General features: G+C 63.5%; 10 protein-coding genes and 1 pseudogene. 8 read left to right on the forward strand and 3 right to left on the reverse strand.

Translation table 11 applies throughout. The annotated features are described in order from the left end of the window. Nucleotides 1-325 precede the first annotated feature (325 nt). Complete coding sequence (locus CIK77_RS16960; RefSeq protein ID WP_087055043.1) at nt 326-1,774, forward strand: SCO6880 family protein; 1,449 nt, start codon at nt 326-328, stop codon at nt 1,772-1,774. 20 nt (nt 1,775-1,794) lie between these two features. Here CIK77_RS16960 and CIK77_RS16965 read toward each other — a convergent pair. Beyond that, nucleotides 1,795-2,990: pseudogene (locus CIK77_RS16965) on the reverse strand (IS110 family transposase). Between the two features lie 703 nt (nt 2,991-3,693). Here CIK77_RS16965 and CIK77_RS16970 point away from each other — a divergent pair. Next, nucleotides 3,694-4,644, forward strand: a complete 951-nt coding sequence (locus CIK77_RS16970) for an NAD-dependent epimerase/dehydratase family protein (protein WP_170934140.1) — start codon at nt 3,694-3,696, stop codon at nt 4,642-4,644. On the opposite strand, the gene CIK77_RS16975 is transcribed toward CIK77_RS16970, so the two are convergent. Beyond that, nucleotides 4,641-5,501 (reverse strand): AfsA-related hotdog domain-containing protein, encoded by an 861-nt coding sequence (locus CIK77_RS16975; protein WP_087055041.1) that lies wholly within the window; start codon nt 5,499-5,501, stop codon nt 4,641-4,643. The two genes, CIK77_RS16970 and CIK77_RS16975, sit on opposite strands and share 4 nt — an antisense overlap. 174 nt (nt 5,502-5,675) lie before the next feature. Between CIK77_RS16975 and CIK77_RS16980 the strand changes: the two genes are divergently transcribed. Next, nucleotides 5,676-6,260 (forward strand): TetR/AcrR family transcriptional regulator, encoded by a 585-nt coding sequence (locus CIK77_RS16980; RefSeq protein WP_170934139.1) that lies wholly within the window; start codon nt 5,676-5,678, stop codon nt 6,258-6,260. Here CIK77_RS16980 and CIK77_RS16985 read toward each other — a convergent pair. After that, entirely contained in the window at nt 6,257-7,999 is a 1,743-nt protein-coding gene (locus CIK77_RS16985; RefSeq protein ID WP_170934138.1) for an ABC transporter ATP-binding protein, read from the reverse strand. The genes CIK77_RS16980 and CIK77_RS16985 overlap by 4 nt on opposite strands. A gap of 161 nt (nt 8,000-8,160) precedes the next feature. On the opposite strand from CIK77_RS16985, the gene lanKC reads away from it, so the two are divergent. The 5 genes from lanKC to CIK77_RS17805 all read left to right on the forward strand — a co-directional run bounded on the left by lanKC (nt 8,161) and on the right by CIK77_RS17805 (nt 14,376). Continuing rightward, nucleotides 8,161-10,836 (forward strand): class III lanthionine synthetase LanKC, encoded by a 2,676-nt coding sequence (gene lanKC, locus CIK77_RS16990; RefSeq protein ID WP_087055038.1) that lies wholly within the window; start codon nt 8,161-8,163, stop codon nt 10,834-10,836. An 8-nt stretch (nt 10,837-10,844) separates the two neighbouring features. Beyond that, nucleotides 10,845-10,982, forward strand: coding sequence for a hypothetical protein (locus tag CIK77_RS17800; RefSeq protein ID WP_170934137.1), 138 nt, complete (start codon nt 10,845-10,847; stop codon nt 10,980-10,982). 172 nt (nt 10,983-11,154) lie between these two features. After that, on the forward strand, nt 11,155-11,820 hold the full coding sequence (locus tag CIK77_RS16995; protein WP_170934136.1) for an ABC transporter ATP-binding protein: 666 nt from the start codon (nt 11,155-11,157) through the stop codon (nt 11,818-11,820). A 1-nt stretch (nt 11,821) separates the two neighbouring features. Then, entirely contained in the window at nt 11,822-13,201 is a 1,380-nt protein-coding gene (locus CIK77_RS17000) for an FtsX-like permease family protein (protein WP_170934135.1), read from the forward strand. Then, complete coding sequence (locus CIK77_RS17805) at nt 13,198-14,376, forward strand: insulinase family protein (protein WP_170934134.1); 1,179 nt, start codon at nt 13,198-13,200, stop codon at nt 14,374-14,376. Before CIK77_RS17000 ends, CIK77_RS17805 begins: the two co-directional genes overlap by 4 nt. Nucleotides 14,377-14,996 lie beyond the last annotated feature (620 nt).

Raw genomic sequence — 14,996 nt, forward strand, 5'->3', positions numbered from 1 at the left:
TGTCATGAGTCGGGTCGCGCTGCGGTTGCGTGATGGTCGTTGACGTGTGCGGCGCACAGGTCGTCAAAGGTGCCGCGGAGGCAGGACCGAAAGCAGGTGCCGCGATCGGCGCGTCTGCGTCCGAACATCTTGGTGCCGCACAGGAATCCTCCACACCCCCGCCACCCCCATCGGCCGCTCCCCCGACCGGGACTCCCCCGCCGCCAGCACCACAGCCGGGCGCCGCACCCGCTGATGCTCCCGCGCCACCGCCCACGAATTCATCTCCACCGCCGGCGACACCGCCCCCGTCTCCGCCGGCACAGAAGCAGCAAGGAGAACGTTCATGAGAGACGACTACGAGCTGTCCCCGGTGAAGTTCTCTCGCGTGTCCCGACGTGGAATCCTGCTGGGGCTGACCGCACCGCAGCTGGTCACTGCGAGCCTGGCGGTGGCGATCATCATCGGTGCCCTCTACTTCGGTGGCGGGGAGGCGCTCACCTGGTTGAGCCCGGCTTGGGCGAGCGTGATCGCCCTCACCTGGGTGCCCATCGGCGGAAGACGCGCGGTGGAGTGGATCCCCGTGACCAGCCACTGGGCTGCCCGCGTCGCCGCCAAACAGACCACTTTCCGGAAACGGCTGACCAAACCCCGCCCCGCGGGGACCCTCGCCCTCCCCGGCGATGCAGCATCACTCCGCATGCACCTGGACCCGGACACCGAGGCAGTCATGGTGCACGACCCGCACAGTGCGACCCTCACCGCGTTGCTCGAGGTCAGCCATCCCGCGTTCATACTCCTCGATCCCGGCGAGCAGGAACGCCGCGTCCACGCCTGGGGTCGTGTGCTGGCCACCACGTGCCGGTCCAACCACATCGCCCGCCTGCAAGTGCTCGAACGCACCCTGCCCGACTCGGGCACCGGCCTGTCCGAGTGGTGGTCACAGCACGGCCACAACGACGGTTCATGGGTCGCGGGGATATACCAAGAGCTCATCGACCGGGCCGGCCCCGCGGGAGAACGACACGTCACCACGATCTCCCTCGCCCTCGACATGCGTGCCGCGTCCCGCGCGATCCGCTCCGCAGGCGGCGGCATCAAAGGCGCCGCCGCCGTGCTCCGTCAAGAGATGACCACGCTCACCAGTGCGCTGCGCACCGCCGACCTGCGCCCCAGCCGCTGGTACGGGCCCGGACAGCTCGCCATCATGCTCCGCTCCGCCTACGACCCCCAAGTAGCGAGCACCCTGGACCGCTCCGGAAACCTCGGACACGACCTCGCCACCGCAGGCCCCGTCGCCGTTGACGAACGATGGGACAAGATCCGCACCGACAGCGCCCACCACGCCGTCCTCTGGGTCTCCGACTGGCCACGATCACAGATCTACCCCGGATTCCTCGCCCCCCTGCTGCTGTCCAGCGGCATCCGCCGATCATTCACCCTTCTGTGTGATCCCGTCCGCTCTGACCAGGCCGCCCGCAGCATCCGCAAACTCCGTACCGAATACGTCTCCGACGCGGCGCAACGCGCCAAGGCCGGACAGATCGAAGACGCCCAACAATCTGCCGAGTACCAGGATGTGCTCCGGCAAGAATCCGACATGATCTCCGGCCACGGCGTACTCCGCTACACCGGACTCATCACCATCTCCGCGAACACCGAAGCCGAACTCGACAGTGCCATCGCTGCTACCCAACAGGCCGCCATCCAAGCCTCCCTCGAGACACGGTTGCTGGTGGGACAGCAGGCCAGTGCCTTCACGGCCGCCGCGCTACCCCTTTGCCGGGGGATCTAATACGAGAGTAGAACGCGACCTCAGGCGGCGACTCGGGCGATGACCACTTCGTAGCCGAGGTTCTGCAGTTGTCGGATCGCCTTATTCTTCGCATTCTGCGGGTCGAGCCGGGTGTAGTAGTCGGCGCCCAGATCGATGTAAACCGCGCCGTTTCTGAGCATGTGCCAGACCGCGGTGAGGATGGTGTGCTCGATCGCGACGACGGCTTTGATGGGCCCGCGTCGGGCGGCGATGCGCCGGTACTTGGATGCGAGATAGGTGCCTTTGGATCTCGAGATCGACAGTGCTGCGACGCCGAGCGCGGCTTTCAAGTTCTTGTCTCCGGGGCGGGTGTGTGAGGATTTCACCCGACCGGCGGACTCGTTCTGACCGGGGCAGACGCCGGCCCACGACGCCAGTCGCTCCGGGCATCGAACACGGTCATGTCACCGCCGGTCTCCGCGATGATCACGTCTTCGACGATGGTTGACACGCCCGGGATCGTGGTCAACGCGTCCCGGGCGGCGCGAAACCATTCCATCGTGTCCTCGATGCGTACGGTGAGTCGGTCGATGAACGCGATGGGCGTGTCGATCTGGGTGAGATACTCGCCCACCAGGAACGCGTGATGCTCGGTGAACCGGCCATGCAGCGCGGCCTCAAGCTGCGGGATCTTCTTCCGCAGCGCGCCCTTGGCCATTCCCGCGAGCACCTGCGAGTCGTGTTCCCCTGCGACCGGCATCGCCCGCGACGACGTCCCCATCAGCTCGGAGGCCACGGAGGCCACGTTTAATCCCGGTGGATTCCAGGAACTTCTCCAGCCGTCGCACCTGCCGGGTCCGGTCCCGCACCGCGATCGCCCGCGCCCGGGTCAGGTCTGGAGCTGACGGATCGGTTCCGGCGGGAGGAACGAGCCCCGCAGCAGCCCGTGCGCGGCCAACTCCGCCAGTCAGGCTGCGTCCGACACGTCGGTCTTACGACCCGGGACGTTGCGGGCCTGCCGCGCGTTGACCAGCATCATCGGGAGGCGGTCTTCCTTCAGGAAGTAGAACGGTTTCCAACCGTCGCTGGTCGCCTCCGTCACCACCGTCGTCACGTGCTGCGCGGCCAAGAACTCGATCAGCTCCAGGACCTGCCCCACCGTCGCACCCCACGTGGTCACCGCCGTCGTGAACGTCCCGGCATGTTTCCCCGGCACCCGGACAGCGACCTTCGCGTCGCGTTTGAAGATATTCATCCCCGACTCCTTTCCGTCAGGGCCGGCCGCGGAGAAGGACAGTGAGGAAGTTCAGGAAACTAACGCTCGTGCTCAACGGCAACAATTCACGGTTCCATGGAGTCCTTCCGCGCCACGCTAGCCGACAGGCTCACAGGCACCACAGGCAAAACGGCGTCACCGCGACCGACGAGTTCAGCATCCACCCGACAACGCGAGCCAGCAAGAGGTGACCATCGACGACACTCCCGACCCCCACGGCGCGACAGCGCCCCTGGATCGCTAGCCGCGGTAGACCCTAGCTTCGGGATTGGTTCGCCGTATCGCCGAAGGATTCGACGTTGACGATATGTGCGAGGAGGAAGTCGCCGAGGCCGATCACCAGAGGGTGATGAGGATGGCGGTCTTGGCCTGGATGCCGATCGCGAACGCGATGAGCGAGGTGAACGCCCACGCGAGCGTGACACCGGCGAGGTCGGACCAGAATGCCGGGTTCAACGCTCATGCGACGATGCGGATGCGCCCGGCTGCGTGCGTAAAAACGATAGCCCCCACTGCGAGAGAGGCGATGACGGAGACCGAGACCACGAGCAACCCCGCTTTGGTGGCAAACAACGCTCAGTCTTTGCAGCGTGGTCAGGAGCGTGGTGCGGATCTGCCTGCCCGATCCATATTCGCTTCCTGTCCACAGGGGGCCACTCGTTCGCTGTGGAAGACTGAAACGATGGGCACGATGAAGATCGGGCAACGACAGGGTCGTATCGCACTAACCGGGTGCACGGGCTTCATCGGCTCAACCGTGCTGGAGCATCTGGTCCTCGCCAATCTGCCGGTATCTGCGCTGTCCCGACGACGTCGCCTGCACGGTGTCAGAGCGGAGAACGTTGTGGCACCCGAGGGGCTCGCCGATGGAAAGGCGCTCCGGCAGCTCTTGGAGGGCGCAAGGTCCCTTGTCCACGCGGCGAGCTATGTCGGACCCGACGATGTCATACAGCGTGAGGTGAACATCCACGGAACCCACCGGCTGGTAGTCGAGGCACAGCGGCAAGGAGTGGAACGGATCATCTACGTGAGCACGGCCGCCGTATACGGACCGTTCCCGTACAACGGTGCGAAGGAGGGAGAGCTACGTCCCCGCCCAGGCTCCACCCTCAGCGCTTCGCGCGCTCGTGCGGAGGAGATCGTCCTCGACGCTGGCGGCATTGTATTGCGACCGCACCTTATCCACGGTGAAGGCGACCGATGGTTCCTTGGCCCCTTCGCTGCCATGACCGCGACGCTAGGGGCATGGGTCGGCGGTGGTTCGGCGTTGATCTCCGCGATAGGCCGGGACGATCTGGCTCGTCTGGTGGTTGCGCTCACCGCCACCGACCCGCCCGATAGAGTCCTCCATGCCTGCCATCCGGACCCCGTGCGAATCAGAGACCTCGCTCGCGAAGTGCTCCTCTACGCGGGAGTGCCTGTCCCGGACGGATCAATCTCCCCGGAGGATGCCCTCGCTGTGTTCAGCCCGAGAGGCATTCGGGAATCGCAGATGAGGATGGTCACGAGAGACAACTGGCTCGATTCTCAGCGGATCTGGGAACTCACCGGACTGGAGCCGCCGCCGAACCAGTCAGTCAGCCCATCCGCTTTGGCCTGGTACGCCGAGAGATTCCTGACCGCCAGGCGCTAGGCAATCCAGTCGCCGACAGCGGCAACAACCCCGTTTTGTCGCACTTCAACGTGCACTTTCGATGCCTCGTTTACGACTGATGCGACGACAACGGCATCGGACGCGAACTCGACGAACTTAACGAACGATGCTGAGAACCCATTCGGCATCGCCCCTTTGAGGATGATTCCGGCAGCCGAGGACATCGCACCGACCAGCACCATGCCCGGAACGTGGTCGGTCGGATGATCGAAGTAGAACGCATCGGTGTGGTCCCAGGAGAGTGTTCCCTCGATTCCCGTGGTCGACGCAACCACGTCCTTGAGTAAAGCAGCGTCTTCGCGCAACGGCACGTCCGTCGGACGGGGTGCGGACCGACGCAGCACGCGGTACTGCTCCGCGGTCACGCAGCGGAGACGGCCGGACCCTTGGGCTAAGCGAGTGTCGCTTGACCGGACCTCGAACTCTAGGGCCAGCTCGAACGTAACTCCCCGGCGCTTGGTCTCGGAGACTAGACGCGTCTCGCACACCCCGGCGAAAGGACCGAAACGCGGGAAGCAAGGGGGTGCTCCGGCCGTCCAACTGAACGCCAGCTCGTCGATGAGGAACGCCGCGTCCAGGGGTACGTGGAAGTACCTGTGGGCGATCGCGAGGCCGGACTGCCGGAGGATCTCTGCTCCGAGGTGGACGGGCACCCACGTCGATGAACCGCGATTGACATGTTGCCGCGACAGCTGAAACCCGCCCCACCATCGGTCGTCGACTCCCTCGCTGAGGCTGGTCAAGAGAACGCCCGATACAGCGGTTCGGTGCACAAGGCGCCTGTCCAGCGTGCGCTCAAATGTGAGGTCGATCGCTGGCCCCGTTGCTGTCGACATCACGACCCCCTACCCAGCCCCCGTTAGCCTGATGTCAGGATACTAGTCACATGGTCAGTGTGGGGTCGACTGTAGACTCAATCGATACCCCTTAGGGCATGCGCTTGAGCCGCCCAGCAGTACGGTCACCGGCGCGTGGAGGGTCGCGGAGGAGAAGAAAGCAAGGAGATCGCTGTGAAGAAGGCGGACCGCAGGGAGCTGACACGGAGCGCGCTGATCGAATCCGCGGCGATCGAATTCGAACAGCACGGCTATGCGGGGACCGTCCTCAGTAATGTCTCAGACCGACTTGGCCTGACCAAAGGAACCGTCTACTTTCACTTCCCCACGAAGGCGTTGCTCGCCGGTTCTGTTATCGAACATTACTGGACCGCATGGGACGACGATCTCGAGCAAGCAAGGCAGTCCCCGGATTCCCTTGGCGGTCTGCGATCTCTTTCGCGGAAGGTAGCCGAGCGCTATCGGGATGACGTGACCATCCGCGCAGCAGTCCGTCTTATGCGTGAAAGGAACGTGGACGTTCCGTCCAATTACCTGCCGTTCATCGGCTGGCTCAACATCGTGGAGGAGTTCCTGAGCAAAGCCGTCGACCAGCGCGAACTCCCGGAGGGACTAGATGTGAAGGCATACTCGCGTCAGATTGTTGCCACGGTCGACGGGCTCCAGAAGATGGCGGACGATCTTGGCTCGAGATCCGAGCTGCCAGCGATGGTCGAAGAGATGTGGCGAGTGTACGGTCTCGATGAGAAGAACACCTAGACGTCCGTGGTCAGTTCCTCGTGGGCGAGGCGCCGATAGAGGACGCTCCTGGCGACAAGCTCTGCGTGGGTGCCTGCATCGACCACTCTGCCTTCGTCCAGGACGATGATGCGGTCACAGCCCACGACGGTGGCCATCCGATGTGCGATCACGAGCGTCAGCCGATGATCAGACCCCTGGGATATCAGTGACTGCAGCGCCTCCTCGGTGATGGCGTCCACGGCAGACGTGGGCTCATCCAAGAGGACGACAGACGGCTTCGACAGGAGAGTGCGAGCCCAGGCCAACCGCTGCCTCTGCCCGCCGGAGAGGTTGAGGCCGCTCTCTCCAAGAGCGGACCCGAGACCATCGTCCCGACGCGCGATGTCCTCCAGGCCGACATCTGCGAGTACCCTCCGCAGTTCGTCATCGGTGGCGTCATGGGCGGCCAGACGCAGGTTCTCTGACACTGTTCCGCTCAGCGCCGGCGAATCCTGTTCCACGTAACCAATTCTCCGGCGGAGCGCTTCCAGTCCGAATTCGCGCAGCGGCGTCCCGTTGAGGCGAATCTCGCCATCGACGGGATCGTAGAAGCGCTCAATCAGCGCGAAGAGCGTGCTCTTGCCAGCGCCGGAGGGCCCCACGATGGCAACCCTTTGCCCGAGGCTAGCGCTAAAGGTGACGTCTCGCAGGACCGGGCTCTGAGGTGTGTAGGCGAAGTTCACATGGTCAAACTCGAGCCGGGTGACAATCGCGTCGGGCTCGGCATCGCCTTGGTCGATCTGCTCCCGCTCATCCTCTTGCTCGGTGATTTCCCGGATGCGGTTGAACGACGCGATGGCGACCTGGATCTGGCTGAATACTCCCATCATCTGGCTGATTGGATTCGTGAGGAGGAACAGGTACAGGACCATGCTCATGAGGGAAGCCAGCGGAAGGGCACCCGAGGCTACGCGGAGTCCGCCGATCGCGATCGTCGCAACGAATGCGCCCTGGATGCAGATCGTAAGGACCGGCTGCACCAGCGCCTCGAGCTTCGCGATCCGCTTCGCCGATAGAAGCACGTCCGCGACTGATCCGGCGGCGACCTCGTTCTCCCTCTCCGTCGCCGAAGAAGCTCTGATTGTTCTCATGCCGTGCAGTGCGCGTTGGACCGCGCCCGCCATCGTCCCCACGCGGTGCTGCATCTCGTAGTTTGCCGGCCGCAGCTTCTTGGCGAGAAGGACCGAGATGACCGTCCCAACGCTGATCATCGAGAGCGCGACGACGAGCAGAACAGGGTCGAGAATCCACATGATGACAACGGCCGCCACAAGCATCACCGCTGACGACAGAACCTCCACCAATCCCGAAGTGACCACGGACCTGATCAGTGCGGCATCGGAGCTGATACGTGAAATCAGATCGCCGTACGAGCGCGTGTCCAGGTCTTTCATCGGAAGGTGGAAAAGCTTTGCGAGGTACGAACCTCTTATCGACGCCACGATGGACTCGGACCCTGATCGGAGAAGGTAGGACTGCACGCAGCTCAGCAGGGCGGCAACTACGGTCAGACACAGCAGAAGCGTGGCGGGCCCAACAACCGACGCCTGGAGCTCGGCGGCTCCGATGACTTCCTGGACCAGTAGCGGCTGCACCACAAGCAGGCCTGCCACGATCAGGGAAAGCAAAGCAGCGAAGCCAAGACGGACCCGAGATCCGGCCGTGAACGGCAGAAGGTCACGGAGCCTCGCCGTAGTCCCGTCAGGCTTGTTCGCCATGTGTGATCCTTCCGGCCAAGGCCTCGGCGCCATTCGCGGCGCGTACCCCGGCACAACGAAATGCAGCGGCAACGATGCGACTGGCTGCTACCTGGGATGCTATCGCTTCACTTGCTATGTGGCTAGTCAATATGTGACACTGGGCGCGAGAAGGAGCCGCCATGGACGGGGACGTTGAGCGCTACGCACAGCGGCAAGGCCGCTTCTTCGCCACGCCCGGCGACGCCGCCGACGACTCCAAGGAGTTCACCGTCACTCTCCCGGCGGACTGGACTTTGGACCGGGGCGCGGAGTGGGTGATGGCAGGAGCGGCAAGCTCGAAGGGCCCTGCTCAGGGCTGGAAGGTCCACATTAGCTCCACACCCGATCTAGCCGACAGCTGTCTCAGCGCCGTTTCCACAATCTGTGTCGCTCTGGGCATTCCTTTCAAGTTTCTGTCCACGGAGGCCCGGCTCCGGTTCCGAAACGGCAAGACCTGCCCAAGAGGACATGCCGGCAAGTTCCTCACGATCTATCCGCACGAACGCGACCTCGCCAGTCTCCTCACGCTCCTTGAAGACGGCTTACGTGACCATCGCGGCCCATACGTCTTGAGCGACCGCCGCTGGAAAACAGCTCCGGTTTTCCTCCGCTACGGCGCCAATGTCCCCCTGTTCACGACCGACGACGACGGGCGCGAAGTCCCGGCGCTACGGCGCCCAGACGGCGAGCTCGTCCCCGACGAGCGCGGACCATACTTCAACTCACCCGAGTGGGCGGAGGCCCCAGAAGCCCTCCAAGACTGGCTCGTGGCGTCCAGCGACGACGAGGCGCCCGCGCCCTTCGAAGTGGAGAAGGCGGTGAAATTCTCCAACGCCGGCGGGACCTACGTCGCTTCTTTCCCGACCCTCAACAGACAGCGAACACTGCTCAAGGAAGCACGTCCACATGCAGGCCTTGACCACAACGACCGAGACGCAATCGATCGTCTTGTATACGAGTATGAAGTCGTGTCCGCTCTCAAGGGACTCGCTTCCATCCCGCTTCCAGTCTGGCGGGGGCGGGTTTGGGAGCACGAGTACGCCGCGTACCGCTTCGAGGAGGGCATCTCGTTGCGAAAGTGGGTGGTTGCTAACTATCCGATGCACCGGAACCACCGGGACGAGGGACACGCCTACCTGACGGCGGCTAACAGGATCTCTGCCCAGCTCGTCGCGGTCATTGAGGGCATGCACAAACTTGGGTGGGCTCATCAGGATATCCATCCAGACAATGTGATCGTCGGCACCGATGAGGCCGTCACTCTCGTTGACCTCGAGTACGCCGTACCCCTCGACGGTCGGACGCGGTTCCAGGACGTGAGGGCCCTCGGGTTCGGGACACCGCTGGCTGCCCTCCCCGAGGAGATCGATGCCTTCGGTCTTCGACAGACTCTCTCGTTCATGCTCCTGCCGCTGATCTCGGAGTCTGAGCTATGCCTGGACTTCACTCGCCAGACCCGTCGCTTTGCACCCAGGATATTCGGTCCTGATGCGCAGGGCGGAATGGAGCAGCTCCTCCGTGTCATTGAGCGCTACGACGATCGGGTCGGTGCCGCGACGGGAAAGCCGCTCGATGAGGACCTAGACGCACAGAACGCTTTCCCCGCCGATCTGCAGGAACTTCGAGACGCAGCCTCAAGAGGTCTGGGCTGGATCGCAGCCCAGCGACCTGCTAACGGAAGGCGATGTCCGATCCATCCTTACGGTCTCGCTCGACCCAATCTCGGACTCGCCTACGGTGACGCCGCCATCGAGTGGATTCGAGGTATCGCTGACCCAAGATCGGTTGCCGGGGAATCGGAGTACCTCTGCGCTCATCTGCGCCGGATCGCGGATGATCCGGCGCTCCCCGTTGGCCTTTTCAATGGCGTCACCGGAGACTTGCTTGCCTTGTCTGCGGCCGACAGTGAAGCCGTCGGGCAAGTGCTGGTGGAGGCCGACGAGCTGGTGCAACGGCTCCTCGAATCTACTGGAACACGGATCTACGACGGGTCCCCCGGAGTCCTTCTTGGGCTCCTCCGGCTCGCCGGATGCATCACAGGAGCAGACGCTGTTCGGCTCCAGGCGAAGGTACTGGACACCGTGCGCGATCTGACACACGCCTACGACCGAGACCCGAGCGCGTTTGCGCCTCTAGGCAAGACGCACGTCAACCGTGGCAACTCTCCAGATGTCCTGAGATCTGGCCTGCTGTTCGGCCATCTCGGGCTGGCATGGCTGTTCGCCGAAGCAGCGGCGGCCAGCGGAAACGACCGGCGCCTTGTCGACTTCGCCAACGCAGCGATGCTCCACGAACTCAGCAGCTACGAACCGGACGGCAAGTCCGGTTCGTTGCAACTGCTCGAGGGTAATCGCCTGGTTCCATATCTCGCCACGGGTAGCGCCGGATTCGGTTGCGTTTTGGACGTCCTCGATCGAGCAGACGTCGCTTCTGAGGTCTCTGAGGCTGTTCCGCAGCTGTGGGAGGCAACCAACGCCCTGTTCTGTGTGTTCCCCGGCCTTCTCTACGGGCACGCGGGCCTCGCACTTGGCGGGGCAGGGCTTGCACGCCACTTGGGGACCTCTGACGACATCGAACGTACCCTTCCGGAGCAGATAGCGCTTCATGGGCTCGCGCTCCGACCCTCCCAGCAAAAGAGATCGTTGGTCTTTGCGGGCGACTCGGGTCTCCGGCTCACTGCCGATCTCGCCAGTGGCAGCGCGGGGATTGTCCTCGCACTGGACCAACTCACTCGCGGCAGCGCTGATTTCCTGCCGTATCCCAGTTCCCGTCGCAACCGCGTCGGTGAACCGGAATCAGCCATGGAAGGGAGGTGAATTTAGCCATGAAGAAGATCCTCGAAATGCAGGCGATCTCCGTCGAGACGGAGACCGGCAGCCTCGACGACGCTCAGTGGAGCCTGGCCAGTTACTCGTACTGTAACGGCTTCCCCACGAGCTGGGAGAGCTACCACCACTGCTGATGAGCAGTGATCCCAGGTACCTTGGGAGCGCTCCGTCACAGCGGAGCGCTCCCAAGGTGCTCACCTACGATGATTCGTGGCGAGGAGAGAGCATATGACGGCAATACGAGCTTCATCACTGGTAAAGGGCTACCCGGCCGCAGGCCGAACGGTGCGGAACGTGGTTTCGAACGTGAGCCTCACCGTGGAGGATGGCGAGCATGTCGTAGTCGTCGGCCCTTCAGGATCAGGCAAGTCGACTCTCCTGTTCTGCCTCGCCGGCCTCGAGACACTGGACGACGGCTCGCTCTGGCTCCTCGGCAACGATGTAGCAACGATGTCGCGGGATGTACTTGCGCGTCTCCACCGCAAGAGAATCGGCTTCGTGTTTCAAGACTACAACCTGGTCCAGGCGCTAAACGTCCGGGAGAACGTCGCACTGAGTTCCCGCCTCTCAAGCGAAAGTCCAGACTGGACACAGGTGGCGGAGGCGCTTGAAGCCGTCGGCTTGGGTGGTTTCGAGAAGGCCTGGCCTTCCGCTCTGTCCGGAGGCGAGCAGCAGCGAGTCTGCATCGCGCGGACACTATATTCATCGCCGGAACTCGTGTTCGCCGATGAACCTACCGGCGCGCTAGACCAGAAGAATCGGGCCATGGTCCAGGCCCAGCTCGTGGGCTTGCGACGACGTGGGACAACCCTCGTCACCGTCACCCACGATTTACAAGTCGCAGCGACGGGGGACCGCGTACTGGTCCTTGTCGATGGCTCCATCTTCGCCGAGTTGCGGGCGCCGTCCCCAGAGGAGATCCTCTCGGCGATCTCTTCTGCCGAAGCGGACAGCATCGAAGGCGCGGCCTGAGATGTTTCGGCTTTGGCTGGCCACCCTGCGCGTCGACACCCTAGCGGTTGTCGCGCCTTTGGCCGCGACTCTTACATCCGCGGTGTTCGTGCAGTTGTCACTGTTCTTCCTGATTGGTGCCCATAGCCCGGCCGTCGAGGCACAACTTGCGGCCGTCTCCTATGGCAGCTCATTCCGCGGATTCATCACCGTGATCGCCGTCTACATGATCGTCGTCGGCGTCGGCCTACCTGTAGTGGTGACCCAGATCTCCTTGGGTCGCATGCTGGTTCGGCTCCGCGTGCAGACGATTGGGCAATGGCGTCTGCTGGGAGCGACCTCGTGGCAGATCCGACGCGTGATGTTCGGCGAGCTCTACGCGATCACCCTGATCAGCACGGCGTTGGCAACTGTCCTAGCCATCCCACTCGCAGAGCCCGCCACAAACGTTGTCATGAGCATGACTGACTACGACATCATCGTGGAACCTGTCGTGGGGTCGACAGCGCTGGTATGGAGCCTCGTGATCATGCTGACGCTATGCACGCTCGGCGCTCTCGGCCCCGCCCGAACGGCAGCTCGGGTCTCGCCTCGGTCTGCCCGACGGGACGACGTCTCCAGCGGCTCACGGAAGACACGAGTGATGGCCCTCGTCATTTCTGGTCTCTGCCTCCTCGCAGCGATCGCGACGGCTGCGTCTTTCCTCGTCGGATCGTCTCCAGCGCCGGGGACGAATGTGCTCCTGATGAATGCGCTCTTGGTCGCATCAGTTGCGACGGGCGGCACTGCGGTTCTCGGCCCAATCGTGAGCCTGATCACAAGGCCGCTACGCGATTCCCGGCGGGCGTCATTCTTTCTCGCGGGCCACACGGCCGCAGCGAGGGTACGCACCTCCGCCATTGTCTTCCTGGCGCCATACATTGGGGCGGCCCTGCTCGGAGGCTTCATCAGCGGATCTCTAACATACGCGCGAGCCGCAGGCTTGGAGTCTGGGACCTCAAGTCTCTTGCAAGGGCTCGTGTTCTATGGCCCTGCAGCGGCCATCGGCCTTATCGGTGCGCTCACCGCGGTGGTCGTCCGCGGCCGTCCCGACGCCCGCGGACAGGCGCTCTTGACGTCCGCAGGAGCCGATCGGCGAGCCCTCCTCACCGCGCCGGTCATCGAGACAACGCTGTACTTCGCGCTGGCCGTCGTGCTCACCGCGGTCAGCGTTGTGGGGCCTGCAGCCCTCTACGCACTGTCGCTCGCAAGGGCTGGCAGCAGCGGTGCTCTCGTCGTCTCGGTGGTGCCGCCGCTGATATTTCTCATCCTCGCCTTCATCCTCGTCGCAGGGGTACTCGTCGGCCCGGCCCGGGTCGTTGGAAGGCAGAGCGTCAGAGAATCACTCAGGACCACGACGTGACTAGCGATACAGCCGATACTCCTGCGTCGAGGATCTCCGAGTTAATTCCTCGGGCATTTGTCGATCCCGTCGGCGGACCGTACGCGGCCTTTGCAGTCCGGATTTCAGCAGGGAGTCGACACGATCCTGATGGGGCGTCCGGAACAGCTCATCTCGTCGAGCACCTGGTGATGAGGAGTGAGCCGTCGTCCGGCCGCGAGCCATATGCGACATACCTGGCCCGCGTGGGCGCTGAACACACGATTGTGACCACCCGCGAGGTAATCGAGCTTGCGGCCGTCATGCCCTCGGACCGACTTGAGGAAGTCGTCTACGCGACCATGGATGTCCTCATGGACCCACGGAGCGTCGATCAACCAGGCGCCGTCAACATCGAGAGGGCGGTAATCCAGGACGAGATCATGAGGCACTCCTCCGATCGGCGAGACAGCACACTGCTGCAGGTCGCCATCCGCTATCTCGTTTCCGCCGAGCCGTCGTTCTGGATGTCGCCTCTGGGCTGCGAAGAAGACATCGGTAAGATCGAGGGCGCCGAGGCGCGAGCTTTCGTCCGCGCGCATCTGCATCTCTCGACATCGCGATGGAGTGTCCTCACAGCGGAGAAAACTCTTTGGCAAGCGCTTGACTCTTCCGATGAGGGTCAAACGGACAGCCAGTCCTGGCCGACGTCGATGATCTGCGCCGAGGAACTGGATGGTCGAGGGATGCTGGCATTTCGCATTCCGCGCGTGAGCGACCTCGCTCACGACAAGTGCGCGAGTGCGCTTAGGTTCATCGCAGCGCAGCTCCCGGGCGAGCTCCGAACCCGGCTGTCGATCGTGCCTTTTGAGAACCAGGCCAGCGTCGCGGTCCTGCTCTATTCGGGGCCCGTGTCGTCGGGCGCTGTGCGATACGAAGTCACCCCTGAAGACCTATTGGGCGTTCTCGATGACGTCAGTACCGAGTTTCTGAGAGCCGCAGCCGCGCGCTCGCGCTTCCGAGCGCTGCAGCAGGGCAACGACTTGCGCGAGAGGGCGAAACGGCTGGTCCGAGGACAGACGCCGACCGTTCCGCTACGTGGCGGGAATATCCGGGATCTCGATCGCAAGGATCTTCTTCGCGATCTCGGCGTGGACGCACTAGCGCCCTGGCTGCGCACCAACGGTCCGGTGGGCGGACGGAGCGCTGCGTCGTGACCCTCGCAGACATCCTCACCGCGGCTCGCTCAACTGCACTAGGCCCGAGACAAACCGCCATGCACTTGGAGAGCTACCACCGGGACTTTACGACGATGATCGCTCAGTTGCACCTGCCGTGTAACCTCGACGATCAGGCATCGATTTCCCTTAGACCTGTTGCCGAGTTAGTAATCCACAAACGGCTTCGTGAGCGCTGCGCTGAGGATTCCCTCTGGAACGGCGGTGGTGATGTGCGCCTGAGTTACGACTACCGCACCGTCAGGTGCGAGGTAGAAGTACCGGCATACTTTGCTAGGGCCACTTGTGATTCTTTGATGGAGGCTGTGAGCGCTCCTGTCTCCGCAGCCGAGGCGTCGGCCTGCTGGGAGGCCGAACGCGAGTCGCCGCCGCGCCCGCTCGATCATCTCAGGTTCGCAATCCAGGGGGCCCTCTTTCCAGACCGCCCACGTCTTGCTCTCCCGCCAGGCGCGCTCTGCGGCATTCCGATAGATGTGGTCTCACGCACCATTTCGGCAGCGAACATCTGCCTTGTGTCAGTGGGCGGGCGGGAACCGTGGCGCACGGCTGGCCTGCATGCTGAGCCTTTCGTCACCGCCACTTCATCGGCACCCTGCTGG

Source organism: Microbacterium sp. JB110, assembly GCF_003335195.1.
In the GTDB taxonomy this organism is placed as follows: Bacteria; Actinomycetota; Actinomycetes; order Actinomycetales; family Microbacteriaceae; genus Microbacterium.

What these genes read in the sequence shown, in the direction of transcription:
- CIK77_RS17800 (WP_170934137.1), top strand. Translation starts at nt 10,845, where the DNA reads ATGAAGAAGATCCTCGAAATGCAGGCGATCTCCGTCGAGACGGAGACC.
- CIK77_RS16975 (WP_087055041.1), bottom strand. Translation starts at nt 5,501, where the DNA reads ATGTCGACAGCAACGGGGCCAGCGATCGACCTCACATTTGAGCGCACG.
- CIK77_RS17000 (WP_170934135.1), top strand. Translation starts at nt 11,822, where the DNA reads ATGTTTCGGCTTTGGCTGGCCACCCTGCGCGTCGACACCCTAGCGGTT.
- CIK77_RS16970 (WP_170934140.1), top strand. Translation starts at nt 3,694, where the DNA reads ATGGGCACGATGAAGATCGGGCAACGACAGGGTCGTATCGCACTAACC.
- lanKC (WP_087055038.1), top strand. Translation starts at nt 8,161, where the DNA reads ATGGACGGGGACGTTGAGCGCTACGCACAGCGGCAAGGCCGCTTCTTC.
- CIK77_RS16985 (WP_170934138.1), bottom strand. Translation starts at nt 7,999, where the DNA reads ATGGCGAACAAGCCTGACGGGACTACGGCGAGGCTCCGTGACCTTCTG.
- CIK77_RS16960 (WP_087055043.1), top strand. Translation starts at nt 326, where the DNA reads ATGAGAGACGACTACGAGCTGTCCCCGGTGAAGTTCTCTCGCGTGTCC.